This window comes from Campylobacter concisus (assembly GCF_015679985.1).
GTDB lineage: Bacteria > Campylobacterota > Campylobacteria > Campylobacterales > Campylobacteraceae > Campylobacter_A > Campylobacter_A concisus_AC.
In genome coordinates this window covers 376,786-390,823 of the sequence record NZ_CP049239.1, presented here as the reverse complement: position 1 = coordinate 390,823, position 14,038 = coordinate 376,786, and the positions used below count along the sequence as shown (strand labels likewise).

At 41.4% G+C, this 14,038-nt stretch carries 12 protein-coding genes; 2 read left to right on the top strand and 10 right to left on the bottom strand.

The features are described 5' to 3' along the window. Positions 1 to 36: 36 nt before the first annotated feature. The 7 genes from G5B98_RS01980 to ileS all read right to left on the bottom strand — a co-directional run bounded on the left by G5B98_RS01980 (position 37) and on the right by ileS (position 8,265). The gene (locus G5B98_RS01980; RefSeq protein ID WP_196087029.1) at positions 37 to 390 is read right to left on the bottom strand and encodes an MmcQ/YjbR family DNA-binding protein; all 354 of its coding nucleotides are present in this window, start codon (positions 388 to 390) and stop codon (positions 37 to 39) included. Positions 391 to 509: 119 nt separating this feature from the next. Beyond that, entirely contained in the window at positions 510 to 1,304 is a 795-nt protein-coding gene (locus G5B98_RS01975) for a carbon-nitrogen hydrolase family protein (RefSeq protein WP_196087028.1), read from the bottom strand. Further along, a complete protein-coding gene (gene xseB / locus G5B98_RS01970; protein ID WP_012140368.1) occupies positions 1,297 to 1,488 on the bottom strand; it encodes an exodeoxyribonuclease VII small subunit in 192 nt (63 codons plus the stop codon). The genes G5B98_RS01975 and xseB overlap by 8 nt, the downstream gene beginning before the upstream one ends. Positions 1,489 to 1,491: 3 nt before the next feature. After that, positions 1,492 to 2,598, bottom strand: coding sequence for a homoserine O-acetyltransferase MetX (gene metX / locus G5B98_RS01965; RefSeq protein ID WP_196087027.1), 1,107 nt, complete (start codon positions 2,596 to 2,598; stop codon positions 1,492 to 1,494). Then, a complete protein-coding gene (gene guaB, locus G5B98_RS01960) occupies positions 2,598 to 4,046 on the bottom strand; it encodes an IMP dehydrogenase (RefSeq protein WP_196087026.1) in 1,449 nt (482 codons plus the stop codon). Before guaB ends, metX begins: the two co-directional genes overlap by 1 nt. Positions 4,047 to 4,050: 4 nt before the next feature. Continuing rightward, on the bottom strand, positions 4,051 to 5,409 hold the full coding sequence (gatA, locus tag G5B98_RS01955) for an Asp-tRNA(Asn)/Glu-tRNA(Gln) amidotransferase subunit GatA (protein ID WP_196087025.1): 1,359 nt from the start codon (positions 5,407 to 5,409) through the stop codon (positions 4,051 to 4,053). A gap of 99 nt (positions 5,410 to 5,508) precedes the next feature. Next, the gene (gene ileS / locus G5B98_RS01950; protein WP_196087024.1) at positions 5,509 to 8,265 is read right to left on the bottom strand and encodes an isoleucine--tRNA ligase; all 2,757 of its coding nucleotides are present in this window, start codon (positions 8,263 to 8,265) and stop codon (positions 5,509 to 5,511) included. 95 nt (positions 8,266 to 8,360) lie between these two features. Between ileS and G5B98_RS01945 the strand changes: the two genes are divergently transcribed. Further along, positions 8,361 to 9,458 carry a CinA family protein gene (locus tag G5B98_RS01945; RefSeq protein WP_196087023.1) on the top strand — a complete coding sequence of 366 codons (1,098 nt, stop codon included), beginning with the start codon at positions 8,361 to 8,363 and terminating at the stop codon, positions 9,456 to 9,458. A 120-nt stretch (positions 9,459 to 9,578) separates the two neighbouring features. Beyond that, the gene (locus G5B98_RS01940; RefSeq protein WP_196087022.1) at positions 9,579 to 10,829 is read left to right on the top strand and encodes a pectate lyase family protein; all 1,251 of its coding nucleotides are present in this window, start codon (positions 9,579 to 9,581) and stop codon (positions 10,827 to 10,829) included. Positions 10,830 to 10,873: 44 nt separating this feature from the next. On the opposite strand, the gene G5B98_RS01935 is transcribed toward G5B98_RS01940, so the two are convergent. The 3 genes from G5B98_RS01935 to G5B98_RS01925 are packed head-to-tail and all read right to left on the bottom strand — an operon-like array spanning position 10,874 to position 14,036. Next, complete coding sequence (locus G5B98_RS01935) at positions 10,874 to 13,102, bottom strand: hypothetical protein (RefSeq protein ID WP_196087021.1); 2,229 nt, start codon at positions 13,100 to 13,102, stop codon at positions 10,874 to 10,876. Beyond that, positions 13,099 to 13,617: a LolA family protein gene (locus G5B98_RS01930; RefSeq protein ID WP_196087020.1), complete on the bottom strand. Its 519-nt coding sequence runs from the start codon at positions 13,615 to 13,617 to the stop codon at positions 13,099 to 13,101. The genes G5B98_RS01935 and G5B98_RS01930 overlap by 4 nt, the downstream gene beginning before the upstream one ends. Beyond that, positions 13,614 to 14,036: an acyl-CoA thioesterase gene (locus G5B98_RS01925; RefSeq protein WP_232524607.1), complete on the bottom strand. Its 423-nt coding sequence runs from the start codon at positions 14,034 to 14,036 to the stop codon at positions 13,614 to 13,616. The genes G5B98_RS01930 and G5B98_RS01925 overlap by 4 nt, the downstream gene beginning before the upstream one ends. Positions 14,037 to 14,038 lie beyond the last annotated feature (2 nt).

The window sequence follows — 14,038 nt, the reverse complement described above, 5'->3', positions numbered from 1 at the left end:
AACAAAAACTACTAAATTTAAGGCTGAAAATGGCTTTTATTTGCTTAAAGTAAAGCTTTCATCTATCAGGTCAAAAACTGTTTTTCGTGAAATTTTGGAGTTTAAATTTACACTGATCCAGTGCTTTTTATTCATATGATATGCCTTAAAAATTTGCATCTCATCAACTAGCACCATCGCTAGATCAGGGCTGCATTTTAGATTTAAAACTTCTATCATCTCGTCATTTTTAAGGCCTAGCTTACTAGCGCTTATCTCCATAAGCAGTGCAAACCACTTCTCATTTTTCTTATGGCGAAAGGCGCTAAAATTTGGATATTTTGGGAAAATTTGCTCACCTAAAATGTCAAATTTCTCTTTTATATATCTCTCAACGTCACTTTGTTTCAAATTTCACTCCAAAATTCCTTTAAAGAGCGCTCATTATCATAGTTGTGATGGCACATTACTCAACTCACAATCGTGATAACTTTTACTAAATTTGCTCTTTTCTACCTAGGCACAGCACTTCATCTTTTAAATTTCGCCTCTATCTGCATAAAGCCCCAAGTGTTTCTAGCCTCGCTAAGCTCCTTTTTGCTAAGCTCATCTATCATCATTTCTTCATTTTTACCAAGCCTATTTTTAACTTCACCAAACGGATTAATAAGCATCGAATCGCCATAAAAACTCCACTGCTCGTCGTCACTTTTGTGGCTTCCTACACGGTTTACGCGCAGCACGTAGACGTTATTTGTAAAGGCCCTAACCTTTAAAAGCTCCTCCCAGCGCGCCTGAGAAAAAAATGTACAAGCCGTTGGCACGAGTACGATATCGACCTTTTTAGCGCTCATATAGGCCCAGCACACATCAAAGTGCGCCTCGAAGCCAAACATGACGCCAACCTTAAATTTATCGTATGTAAAGATAGGTAAATTTAGCTCATCGCTTGTGTTATTAAAGAATTTCGCCTCGTTCCAGTGAGCGTAAGGCATGAGAATTTGCTGATCATATAGTTTGACTTGTGTTGGGGTAAATTTAGCTAGACTTTTAAAAATTTCCTTGCCTTTTAGATTTACAATGGGTGCAACGATATTTAGATCATACTTTTTTGCCATTGCAAAAAGAGCCTCTTTTTTGCGCTCGCTTTGCTCTTTTATAAGGCTTTTTGGCATGCTAATGAGCTCTTTAAAAAAGCTATTTAGCACATATTCACCAAGCACAACCAGCCTTGCGTTTTCATCCGCACAAATTTTTAGGTAATAATCAAGCCTCGCCTCACTTAAAGGCTGCGTTGGTAGCTGAAGAGCACAAATTTTACTCATCATCCACCTGCTTTATGCTAAGTTTTGCATTTTCTAAAATTTCTCTTGCTTCATTTAAGAGCTTTTTGCCCTGCTCGTGCAGCTTTATGCTATTTTCTAAGTTCACATCATCTTTGTTTAGATCGTTTAAAATTTTATCTGCTAGGGCTAATTTTTCTTCAAAGCTTTGCTCTTTTTGCTCCATTTTCTATCCTTTTAATATATTTTTTATATATCCATCAAATTTTTCTATCTCGACCAAAAATGCGTCATGGCCGTAGTTGCTATCTATCTCTACAAAATTTGTATTCTCTCCTCGCCCCATCTCACAAAGCGTGTCATAAATTTCTCTCATACAGCACGGCGGAAAGAGTAGATCGCCTTTGAAAGCGATTAGATGTAAGTTTGCTTGTATTGGCACAAGGGCGTCTTTTAGATTGTCATAGTGTCTTGTACAGTCAAAGATGTTCATCATTTTTACGATGTATAGGTAGCTTAGCGGATCAAACCTCTTTGGGAAGTTGTAGCCGTTGTACTCCATGTAGCGATCCACCTGAAAGCGCCCAGAAAGCTCATAAAGGCCGTCTGTTTCGACGTAGTTGCGTCCAAATTTCTCATCCATGCTATCAGGGCTTAAGAAGCTGATATGCCCTGCCATCCTGCCGTAAGCCATGCCTTTTAGCCCATTTTTTCTTATAAATTCCGCGTCATATTCGCCGTTTTTGAAATTTTCATCGTTTAAAATGGCTTCAATGGCGATCTTGTTAAACGCTATCGCCCATGGCTTGGTCTGATAGGTGCTTGCAAGCATTATGATATCTTGTGCAAATTCTGGAAACTCGATAGCGTAGCAAAGTGCCTGCATACCACCAAGACTACCGCCTATCACGGCTCTTGCTCTTGTGATACCTAGCTCGCTAAATAGCCTCATCTGCGCCTTTACCACGTCACTTATGGCAAGGACTGGGAAATTTAGCCTATACTCTTTGCCGCTACTTCGATCAACGCTTAGCGGCGAGGTCGAGCCAAAACATGAGCCTAAGATATTTACGCAAATAACGTAAAATTTATCCGTATCAACCGCCTTTTTGCTACCTATTAGCCCGTCCCACCAGCCAGCTTTCTCATCGCCTGCGTAGGTGCCAGCAGCGTGGTGTGAGCCAGTTAGGGCATGGCAGATCACGATAACGTTGCTTTTATCAGCATTTAGCGTGCCGTAAGTCTCATAAATAAGCTTGAAATTTGATAGCATACGGCCACTCTCAAGATAGAGTGGCTCGTTAAATTTAATAGTTCTAGTTTGCAGATTTAACACTAATTAACTTTGTAGTTTGGTGCCTCGTGAGTGATAACTACGTCGTGGACGTGGCTCTCTTTTAGTCCAGCGCTTGTTATCTCGACAAATTCAGCTCTTTCTTGAAGAGTTGGGATATCTTTTGCGCCAACATAGCCCATAGCGCTTCTTAGGCCGCCTATTAGCTGATGGATCACATCTTTTATGCTACCAGCAAATGGTACACGGCCTTCGATGCCTTCAGGTACAAGCTTATCTTGAGCGGTGCCCTCTTGGAAGTAGCGGTCTGAACTGCCCTTTGTCATAGCGCCTATTGAGCCCATGCCGCGATATACTTTGTATTGGCGACCTTGGAATGTTATAAGCTCGCCTGGGCTCTCCTCGCAACCTGCAAGTAAGCTTCCCGCCATAACGCAAGCTGCACCTGCTGCAAGGGCTTTTGCCACGTCACCTGAGTATTTTAAACCGCCGTCAGCGATAACTGGGATGCCATATTTCGCTGCTTCGCTTGCGCAGTCATCGATAGCTGAAATTTGAGGCACGCCAACACCAGCAACGATCCTTGTGGTGCATATTGATCCTGGTCCAATGCCCACTTTTATGCCATCAGCTCCTGCTTCTGCTAGGTCTTTTACAGCTGCTGGATTTGCAATATTGCCAGCTACGACATCGACATTAAAATTTGCTTTTACCTCTTTTAAAGTATCGATGATGCCCTTTGAGTGGCCGTGAGCTGAGTCGATGACGATGACGTCTACACCAGCATCAACTAGCGCTTTAGCACGGTCAAGCTGACCCACGCCGATAGCCGCTGCTACGCGAAGTCTGCCGTAGCTATCTTTGTTTGCGTTTGGATACTCTTTGCGTTTTTTTAGATCTTTTATAGTGATAAGGCCGTCAAGCTTGCCGTCTTTATCGACGATAGGCAGCTTTTCAACTCTATTTTGAGAGAAAATTTTCTCCGCATCATCAAGCGTGCAGCCCTTTGGCGCGGTGATAAGCGGTGCTTTTGTCATGCGGTCTTTTACCAAAGTGCTCATATTTGTCTCAAATCTCAAATCGCGGTTTGTTAAAATTCCTATTAGTTTAAGGTCCTTGTCGATGACTGGAACGCCTGAAATATGAAGATCTGACATAAGGCTTAGAGCTTCAGCCACGGTCGCTTCTGGATTTATAAAGATAGGATCGATGATGACGCCACTTTCGCTTTTTTTGACACGTTTGACCTCTTTTGCTTGGCTTTCGATGTCCATATTTTTGTGGATGACGCCGATACCGCCGAGCCTTGCCATCATGATAGCAGTTCTATGCTCAGTCACCGTATCCATCGCAGCAGAGACGATCGGAATATTTAGCGTGACATTTTTGCTGATCCTGGTTTTCACATCAACTTGCTTTGGCAAAATTTCAGAGTATTGCGGCACAAGAAGCACATCTTCAAACGTTAAAGCTCTCTTTACTATCTTCATATTTTTATCCTTTTATTAAATTTTCTAGGCTCTTGGCACCATTTATCAAGGTCTGTTCATCCCATGCCTTTGCGATTAGCTGTGCGCTTATATTTAGATTTAGATCATCTTTGCCAACTGGCACAGAGATAGCTGGAAGGCCTGCTAAATTTACGCTGATAGTGTAAATATCGCTTAGATATGCTTGTAGTGGATCACTGTGGGCCCCAAATTTATAGGCTGTACTCGGAGCTACTGGCATAAATATAAGGTCGTTTTCTTCTAAAATTCTCTCGTATTGAGCTTTTATATGTGCTCTTGCTTTTTGCGCTTTGATGTAGTAAGCATCGTAATATCCGCTACTTAATACAAACGTACCAAGCAAAATTCTTCTTTTTACCTCTTCACCAAAGCCTTCTGAGCGTGAATTTACATATAGCTCTTTTAAATTTCTAGCATCTGCGCGTCTGCCGTATCTCACGCCATCATAGCGGCTTAAATTTGCACTTGCTTCTGCGGTTGCTATTATGTAGTAGGTTGCGACATCGTATTTCGAGTCTTCAAAATTTGTGTAAGTTACGCTGTGTCCATGTGATTTTAGCTTCTCGATCGCTAAATTTAAAGCAGCTTTTGTCTGTTCGCTTGCATTTTCAACATAGTTTTTAATGACGCAAATTTTTAGCTTCTTCTCGCTATCTATCTTGTCGCTAATGCTCGCAAAAGGCACATCTGCGCTCGTGCTATCTTTTGGGTCATGTCCAGCGATCGCGTCATATAAAATGGCTGCGTCTTCTACGTTTTGAGCGATCGGCCCTATTTGATCAAGACTGCTTGAGTAAGCACCAAGCCCGTATCTACTCACTCTGCCGTAAGTTGGCTTAAAACCTACGCATCCACAAAATGCCGCTGGCTGGCGGATCGAGCCACCAGTATCACTTCCGAGTGCTGCGACTGCAAGACCAGCTGCGACTGCTGCTGCTGAGCCACCGCTACTGCCACCTGGGACGTGAGCGTGATTTAGTGGGTTTAGTGTTTTGCCGTAAAATGAGCTCTCAGTCGTGCTTCCCATCGCAAATTCGTCCATATTTGTGCGGCCAAATGGAGCTAAATTTTTGCCAAGTAGCTTCTCAATGACAGTTGCATTATAAGGTGCGACGTAGCCTTGCAAAATTTTAGAAGCACACGTGATGTTCCAGCCTTTTACCTGGATGTTATCTTTTATAGCGATTGGTACGCCCTCGCCTAGTTTTGCGATCTCTAAATTTGCTAGTTGCTCAACATAAGCGCCAAGCTCTTTTTCTTTTATGATCTTTGCTTCAAGCTCAGCTCGTAAATTTTTTATCTCTTCAGCTGAAAATTTTAAAGCTTCTTTCAAAGTTACCACTATTTTTATCCTTTAAATTTATTAACCAAAAATATGCCAAACAAGCTAGCAACGACCACCACAGCGATCGTTGCTATTATGATAGTTGCGCTTACTGGCTCACTTAGCACTTATAACCTCTTCACATCTTGGGCATAGCGCATCTTCTTTGCTAGCGTTAAATTTCCAGCACCTTGGGCATTTGTGAAGGTTGCTTGCTATGATCTTAAATTTATCCCCCTCTAGCTCAAACTCAGCTAGTGGCTCGCTATCATCATAAGCTCTAACTGAGCTTACCATGTAAAGATCTGCCACTTCGCGCTCGTCGTAGCTTGTGATGCTGTGGCTTGTGGTCTCTAGGCTTAGCTCTAAGGTTGATTTTATTTTTTTGTCCTTTTTAAGAACATCCACGATCTCGTTAAATTTCTCCCTGCTGGCAAAGAGCAGCTCATCTTCAAAGCTAAGATCAAAAATGATAGGCTCATAGACTAGATCAAACGCGTCTTTTGCGTCGCCTTTGATGATCTTTGGAGCGTAGTCCATCACTTCATCAACAGTGTAAGTAAGCGTTGGAGCGATGAGTGGCAAAAGTGCCTTTGTGATGATCGCCATCGCGCTTTGAGCTGATCTTCTTCTTGGAGCGTCCTTTGCGTCGCAGTAGAGCCTATCTTTACAAACGTCAAGATATACGCCGCTAAGATCGGCTGATAGGAAATTCAAAAGAATGTTAAAGCCCTTTGAAAAGTCATAGTTTCTAAAGCAAGCGCTCGCCTCGTCAAAGACCTTTTTAGCACGAGCTAAGATCCATTTATCAAGGATGTTAAACTCTGTATTTAGGCTCTCAAGGTCATTTACGTTTGCTAGTAAAAAGCGGATAGTGTTGCGGATTTTGCGGTATTGCTCGCTGATTTGTTTTAATATATCTTCGCTTATTTTTAGGTCGCTTGAATAATCGCTCATGCCAACCCAAAGCCGTAAAATTTCCACGCCGTGAGTCTTAGCCACATCTTGTGGAGCGATGACGTTGCCCTTGCTCTTGCTCATCTTCTCGCCCTTAGCATCGACAGTAAAGCCGTGAGTTAATATGCTCTCATAAGGTGCGTGAGAATTTATGGCTGTGCTTACTAGAAGTGAGCTTTGAAACCAGCCGCGGTGCTGGTCTGAGCCCTCTAAATACATGCTTGCAGGGTATTTGCCAGCGTCGTAGTTGTCGCTTTGTAAGACCGCATGCCATGTCGAGCCGCTATCAAACCAAACGTCAAGGATATCCATCACTTTTTCTAAATTTTCAGCCTTGTATTTTGAGCCCTTTGGTAAAAGCTCGTCTATGCTTAGCGCCCACCACGCATCAGCACCTTTTTCTTTAAAGATAGACACGATGTGGTCTAAAATTTCACTATCAAATATAACTTCTTTTGTCGCTTTATCTCTGAAAAACGCGATCGGCACGCCCCAGTCACGCTGACGAGAGATGCACCAGTCTGGGCGATTTTCTATCATCGAGCCTATTCTTTTTATGCCAACGCTTGGGTAAAATTTAACCTTTTCAAGCTCTTTTAGCGCTGTTTGTCTAAGTGTTTTTCCACCTAGTTTAGCCTCGTCCATAGCTATAAACCACTGCTTTGTGGCTCTATAAATGACAGGCTTATGCGTTCTCCAGCAAAATGGATAAGAGTGTCTAAATTTAGAGACGCTAAGTAAATTTTTGCCAAGTAGCTCTAAAATTTTCTCATTTGCTTTAAAGATGTGCATGCCGACAAACTCATCTACCACGTCGCTTCTAAATAACCCGTGGTGCTTCAAGCTCTCATCGTAGCAGCCACCATCATCAACTGGCATCAAAATTTCACTAAAACCATATTTCAAACAGACATAGTAGTCGTCCTCGCCGTGACCTGGAGCTGTATGAACAAGTCCAGTACCACCATCCATCATGACGTGATCGCCTAGTAAAAATTTAGACTTTCTGCCGTTTAGTGGGTTTATCGCGTGGGTGTTTTCAAGCAGGCTTGATTTAAATTCTTTTTTGATCTCGCCCTTGCTTAGGCCACTTTGCACAACGCTTTCAAGTAGTGGCTTTGCAAAGATCAAATTTTCAGCCGTTAGCACATAAATTTCATCTGGTTTTAGGCTTATGGCTTGATTTGCTGGAAGTGTCCAAGGTGTGGTCGTCCAGATGACAGCACTTGCCTCTTTTACGCCAAGCTTTTCTAGCGCGTCGCTATCAAGCTCAAATGCTACGTAAATAGAGTAGTCCTCTTTCTCCTCGTACTCGACCTCAGCTTCAGCTAGTGCCGATCTAGCCGCCCAGCTCCAATAAACTGGCTTGCTTCTTTCTATCAAAAGGCCTTTTTTAGCGATCTCGCAAAGCGCTTTGTAGATGTCAGCCTCAAACTCAAATTTCATCGTCATGTATGGATTTTCAAAGTCGCCGATGATGCCAAGGCTTTTAAATTCATTTCTTTGAATGTCTATAAATTCTCTCGCATGCTGCCTGCAAAGCTCCCTGATCTCGACCTTGCTAAGCTCTTTTTTCTTATCGCCAAGCTTTACTTCGACTTGCTGCTCAATCGGCAAGCCGTGGCAGTCCCAGCCTGGCACGTAGCGGACATTTTCGCCGTAAAAATAGTGCGTTTTTGTGATGATATCTTTTAAAATTTTATTTAACGCGTGACCGATGTGAAGGTGGCCGTTTGCATACGGAGGGCCGTCGTGGATGTTGAAGTTTTTAACCGCATTTTGGCGGTTTTTCTTCATTTTTTCATAAACCTTGCGCTCTTCGTACCATGATTTTAGTCTTTGTGGTTCATTTTGTGGGAGATTTCCGCGCATCGGGAAATTTGTCTCTGGGAGTAAAAGTGTCTCTTTGTAGTCCATTTTTTACCTTGATTTTAAAATTTGCTAATTTTACACCTGTGCTGGTTAAATCACACTGAAAAATAGTATAATGAGGCAAAAAAAGGAGCTTAAAAATGAGACAAAGTATCTTGATAATAGGCGAAGATCTTGAGATAAATAGAGAATTTCTAAACTACATTTTTCAAAGTTACGAGGATCATTTTGGCGAGCTTGGAGTGGTCAGTTTTGCTCCAAAAAATAGCAAAGAGCTACCTTTTATCATCGAAAATTTATCAAAAGATTACGACTTTGTAAGCATTTTTGGCTCGGATGAAAATTTTGCCATCGCTGCAAAGATCATAGCGACGCTAACTGGGGGCTCACTCGAGCTAAAAGATAGCACGACACTTGCGCTTAAAGATAGCTTAGACTACTCTAAAAATAGCTTTTTAGCCAGCCTAAATAACGCTCAGATAAATCTCATAAAAGCCAATCCAAATGAAGAGCTAGGCGAGTTTTTAGTCGAGTACGAGCCTGATTTTAGCTACTTTCACCTAATAGACATCGACGCAGATAGCGCGAGGATCCTTATGATGCCACTTGCTAAAACTTATGAGGTCGATATCACTCTTGCGCAAATCCTACCAAATTTGATACTAATCAAAGCAAAAAGCAACAAATTTGGCCAGATCGAGAGCTTTTTGCAAGGGGTAAAAACGCTATTTTCACAAAAATTTATTCCACAAAAAGATGTGATAGCCTTTATAGCAAACAAGCTCATGCAAAAGGGGCTTAAAATTTCATTTGCCGAGTCTTGCACGGCTGGGCTGGCGGCAGCTAAATTTGCAAGATATGGTGGTGTTTCAGCTAGCTTTGATGGCTCACTAGTAACCTACGCAAACCACATAAAGCACGAGTGGCTGGGCGTTGAGGATGAGATTTTAGATACTTACGGAGCTGTGAGCGAGCCTTGCGTAAAGGCGATGATAAAAGGCACGCTAAGCACGACAAATGCGGACTTTGCACTTGCAATTAGTGGCATCGCTGGACCAGGTGGTGGCACAGCTAGCAAGCCAGTTGGCACGGTATATGTCGCAGCTGGCGATAGAAACGGCAACATCGAGGTTGAGAGGCTACTTTTAAAAGGGGAGCGCAACTACGTTAGAGAGCAAAGCGTGCTAAGTGCCTATCTATGTTTGCTTCGTCTAAAAAGCGAGATATTTTTCGCATAAATTTGACTTTACTAAAAATTTATAAAAGTCTTACGCTAAATTTAATGAGCCAAAATAAAATTAGGCAGCGATTTTCTAACAGAAGATCAAAAATAAAAAGCTAAATTTGGGAGGCTAAAGATGTTTAAAAAGATATTGTTTCTCGCCATTGGCGCGTTATTTGCATTTGGTGCTGAGACACAAGCTGGCGAGATAAAAGCAAGTGACTCGCCTTTTGGTTACGCTAGCATTGGTGCGGAGCAAAATTTTGGCGGATACGCCGGCAAAGAGAGTAAAGAAGTCGTCGTAAAAGATAGACAAGAACTCGTAAAATACGCTCAAATGGGTGGTTACATCATCTATGTGGATGGGCTCATAGACCTTAGCGAAGGCAAGATCCCACAAAATGGCAATAGCGATGGGCTGGATAAATTTATAAGTGAGATTAGCGGTAGCGAGTTTAGCTCTTATGCCAAATTTATACAGGCTTACGGCGCTTCATGCCGTGCAAATTTAGACGGTTCGCAAGATCCAAAGTTAGCAGCGCTTCGCAAAAATTTAGCCAACGAGTACAAAAAGATCATCGTAGTGCCTGTAGCTAGCAACACCACAATAATCGGCTTAGGCGAAAACTCAGGCATAAAAGGCGGCTCGCTTTTGTTAAAAAATGTCCAAAATATCGCGATCCGCAACATGTTGATCGAAGATGCTTTTGATCCATTTCCAGATATACAAAAAAACGACGGCTTTAATGCGCAATATGACGGCGTCAGCATAGAGTCAAGCAAAAACATCTGGGTAGATCACTGTCATTTTAAGGACACGGTCGAGCTTAGTCATGTGCATTTAGCAGGCGGAGAGCTTACTAAATGGCAGACTTACGACGGACTATGCGACATTAAGGGGGATAGTGCGGCTATCACGATCTCGCACAACATCTTTGAAAACCATGACAAAACGATGCTAATTGGCTCAAGAGACTCTGACGGCAGCAGCGAAACAAGGACTATAACGGTCGCTCATAACGTTTTTGACAACTGCGCGCAACGCCTACCTATGGCACGCAATGCAAAGGTGCACGTCTATAACAACTTTTATGACTCAAACGATGGCTTCTATAACCAAAAATACGCCATTGGCGTGCGCTTTGGCTCGCTAATATACGCTCAAAACAACTACTTTAAAAATGGCGTCAAAATAAGCTACAAGTGTAACAAAGGCACCATTTTTGAAAGCGGCAACATAGACCTTTCAAAAAAAGGCAGCGTTTGCAGAAAGCTAACCAAGCCGCCATTTGAGCCTCCATATAAATTTGAGCTCCTCAAAGCCTCAAATGTCCAAAACGAGGTAAATAAAAACGCCGGCACCGGCAAACTAGACGTTATAAGATAAGAAATCAAAGCCCCGAGCAAGCCGCTTGGGGCATGAAAATCAAACTAAATTTTTATATTTTTACAAGATAAAACGCTAGCACATAGCCCATATATCAGCACGCAAAGGCTAACACTTAGTCCAAAGACGCTAAGAGCCGCGGTCTGGCTAAAAGAGAGAGTAAAAAACGAGATAAAACTCGTGATAAATGCGCAAAAAATACCATAAATTCGCTCTTTTTCGCTAAGGCTATCATTTAGCGCAAATATCATGTAATCAATCCCAACAGCACTTGCAAGTATGAGCCCAAAGACACCAAAAATGCTTAAATTTACGCCAAAAATGGCGAAGATAAAGAGCGTAAGAAGCACGCCAAAGATGATGACGCCCATCACAAGTGCCGAAACAAGCGCACTAAAGTAAAACCATAGTAGTAAAAATGCGACCACAAGTGCTGCTATTTTTAGCTTTAGAGCAAGCTCTTTTGCCTGTGTTAGACTCTCATTTAGTGAGTCAGCGAAATTTAGACTAAAAGCGTTATAGTGCTCTAATACCTCATCACTTGCCGCCCCTTTTACAAAGCCGCTCACGTAAGCCACGCTCGTATTTTTATCAAGCATAAATTTCTTAAAATCCTTCATTGATTTTAGAGCCAAAATTTCAGTCACGCCAAGCTCTTTTTCGTCCAAAACCTTTAAAATTTCATCCCTTATCTCATCTTTATTAAAACCAAATTTCTCATAAATCACATAAATTTGCTCATCATCAAGCGCCTTTTTAAACGCCTCTTTTAGCTCACCCTGCTCGCTCTTACTTAAAAATATATCACTTAGTGAGCTCTCATCTTTTATCAAATTTCTCTTTTTTAGCTCATCTAAAAGGCTCTTTTCATCACCCAAAATATCACCGCTAGATCTTGTCACTATCATCGTATTTTGGTTGTTGCCAGTTAGATTTAAGATATAAGAAGAGTCCGCTAGCAGGCTCTTTGGCATATTTGAGTAGTCTTTTACGTTTTCGCTTTTTGATAAATTTTTAAGATCAAATCCTAGAAAAATAGCTAACAAAATAAGCGAAAAAGCTAGAAATTTAACCCCCAAATGCCTAGCAACCGCGCCTGAGTGCTTGCAAAATTTAGTTAAAAACGCATCAAAGAGCTTTGATCTATAAAATTTCACTCCTTCAAAGACCAAAGGCATGAAAAAGTAGCTAGCTAAAAACGCGGCAACTAGCGCAAATGCCGAAAATAGCGCCACTTCTTTAAGCAGCCTAAGATCAGAAAACGTAAAGGCTAGATAGCCACTAAGCGTTATAAGTAGGCCTAGCAAGAAAATTTTTAGCATATTTTTTATACTACTAACCCTGATCACTTCGCCCTCGTTTTTGCTAAGCCAGTGCAAGACGTAGTCAAACATGAGGCCAATGAGGCTTGTGCTTATTAAAATAGTAAGGATGTTTAGCTCGCCAAGGCAGAGCAAAGTGCCTGCAAATGCCACACTAAAGCCAAATACAGCGATAAATATCACATAAAAAATTCGCAAATTTCTAAAAGCAAGCATCAAAAATATAGCGGTTAAACTAAGCGAGACCACGCTCATATAAAGGCTCTCGCTCTCATTTTTTTGCTTTGAAAATGCCTGATATAGGGCACTTGAGTGCACAAAAAGCTCGTTTTGTCCAACTTTTAGCGCATTTAACTCGTTATAAAATTTTATTAGCCCCTCACCTCCCACGCCACTTTTTAGCTCGCCTTTTAGCAAGAAAAAGCTCCTCTCTCTGTCCTTTACCTCAAGCATTAGATCTGCTAAATTTAAGCTAACATTGCCATTTTTTAAACTAAAGCCGCTACTTAGCGAGAAAAAATCATCTTTTACATTTAAAAGCTTAAAGCTAAAGCTATTAAAAATTTCCTCTGCACGCTTTTTGAAAAAGGCGTTTTTATCGTTTTTTAGAAGCTCTAGATCAGCCCTACTTAAAAGCGCGATCTTTGAGCGGTTGATGTCGTTTTTTATATCATTTAAATTTACGTCAATGTTCGCCTCAAAGCTTTTAAAAAGCGAACTTTTAAGAGCTAAGCTTTGCACATTTTTGGCCAGCTCTTTAGAATTTACCAGCACTAAAAAATTTGACGCCATCTCATCTTGCACCTCTTTTAGCACCTTTGCCTCTTTGGCGTCCTTGAAATTTATCAGTGAAAAGATGTCATTTTGGACGTTTTTTAGGCTTGCAAGTGAGTAGCCAAGCGAGGCTAAAAAAACAAAGATAAAAGCCAAGATCGTGGCTAGTTTTTTCATTTTAGACTAAACTCATTTATTGTTTTATCTCCGCTTACCTCGTCAAGCTCAATCTTTTTTACTACCTCGTCGCCGCTTATCTTTATGGATTTAAAAATTTGTTTAAAGAGCAAATTTTTAGGGCTTAGCTCTATGCTCCACTTTTTTAGACTGCCGCTTGTTTTTATATCAAATTCTTTCCTAAGCTCGTTTTCATCGAGGCTGATGATAGCAAGAAATAGCTTTTCGTCAAAATTTGCGCTCGTCTTTTCAAGCTTGCCATTTTCGTTTTTGAAAATGCCATCTTTATTTATAAAAACCTTTGAGACGACTGGCTCTAGCGTATCCCAATAAAGTCCGCTCTTTTCTAGCTTAAACTCGCCCGTACTTTTTATGTTTTTGTTAAAGCCAGCCAGGCTCTTTGTCTGCGTGAAATTTCCGCTTACGCCATCTGTTTTTACTATATTTTTAAGCTCACTCAGCTCATAGCCAAAGCAAGATATAAAAATGGCTAAAAAAAGAGCTATTTTTTTCATAAATTTTCCTTTTTCGTGTAAGCTTCAATCGCCTTTATTAGCGCCTCTGGCATCTCAAAGCAAGTTTGTAAGCTCTTCATCTCTATGACAGCTTGCGCAGTATTTGCCTCACTTAGCTTTTCACCCTTTTCATTTTCTATAAGGTAGTGAAATTTTAAAAACGTTTCGCACTCGCTAAGCGTCGTCGTGACCTTTATGACGTCGTTAAAAAAGGCTGGTCGCACGTACTTTACGTCAAGTTTTACGATAGGAAAGGCGTAACCATCTTTTTTCATAGCGATGTAGTTGTACCCTAGCTTGTCAAGTAACTCGCAGCGCGCCATTTCTAGGTACTTGACGTAGTTGCCATGCCACATCACTTCCATGCTATCAACATCAAAAAACGCCACTTTAAATGTGCTAACGTGTGAAATTTTCAAAT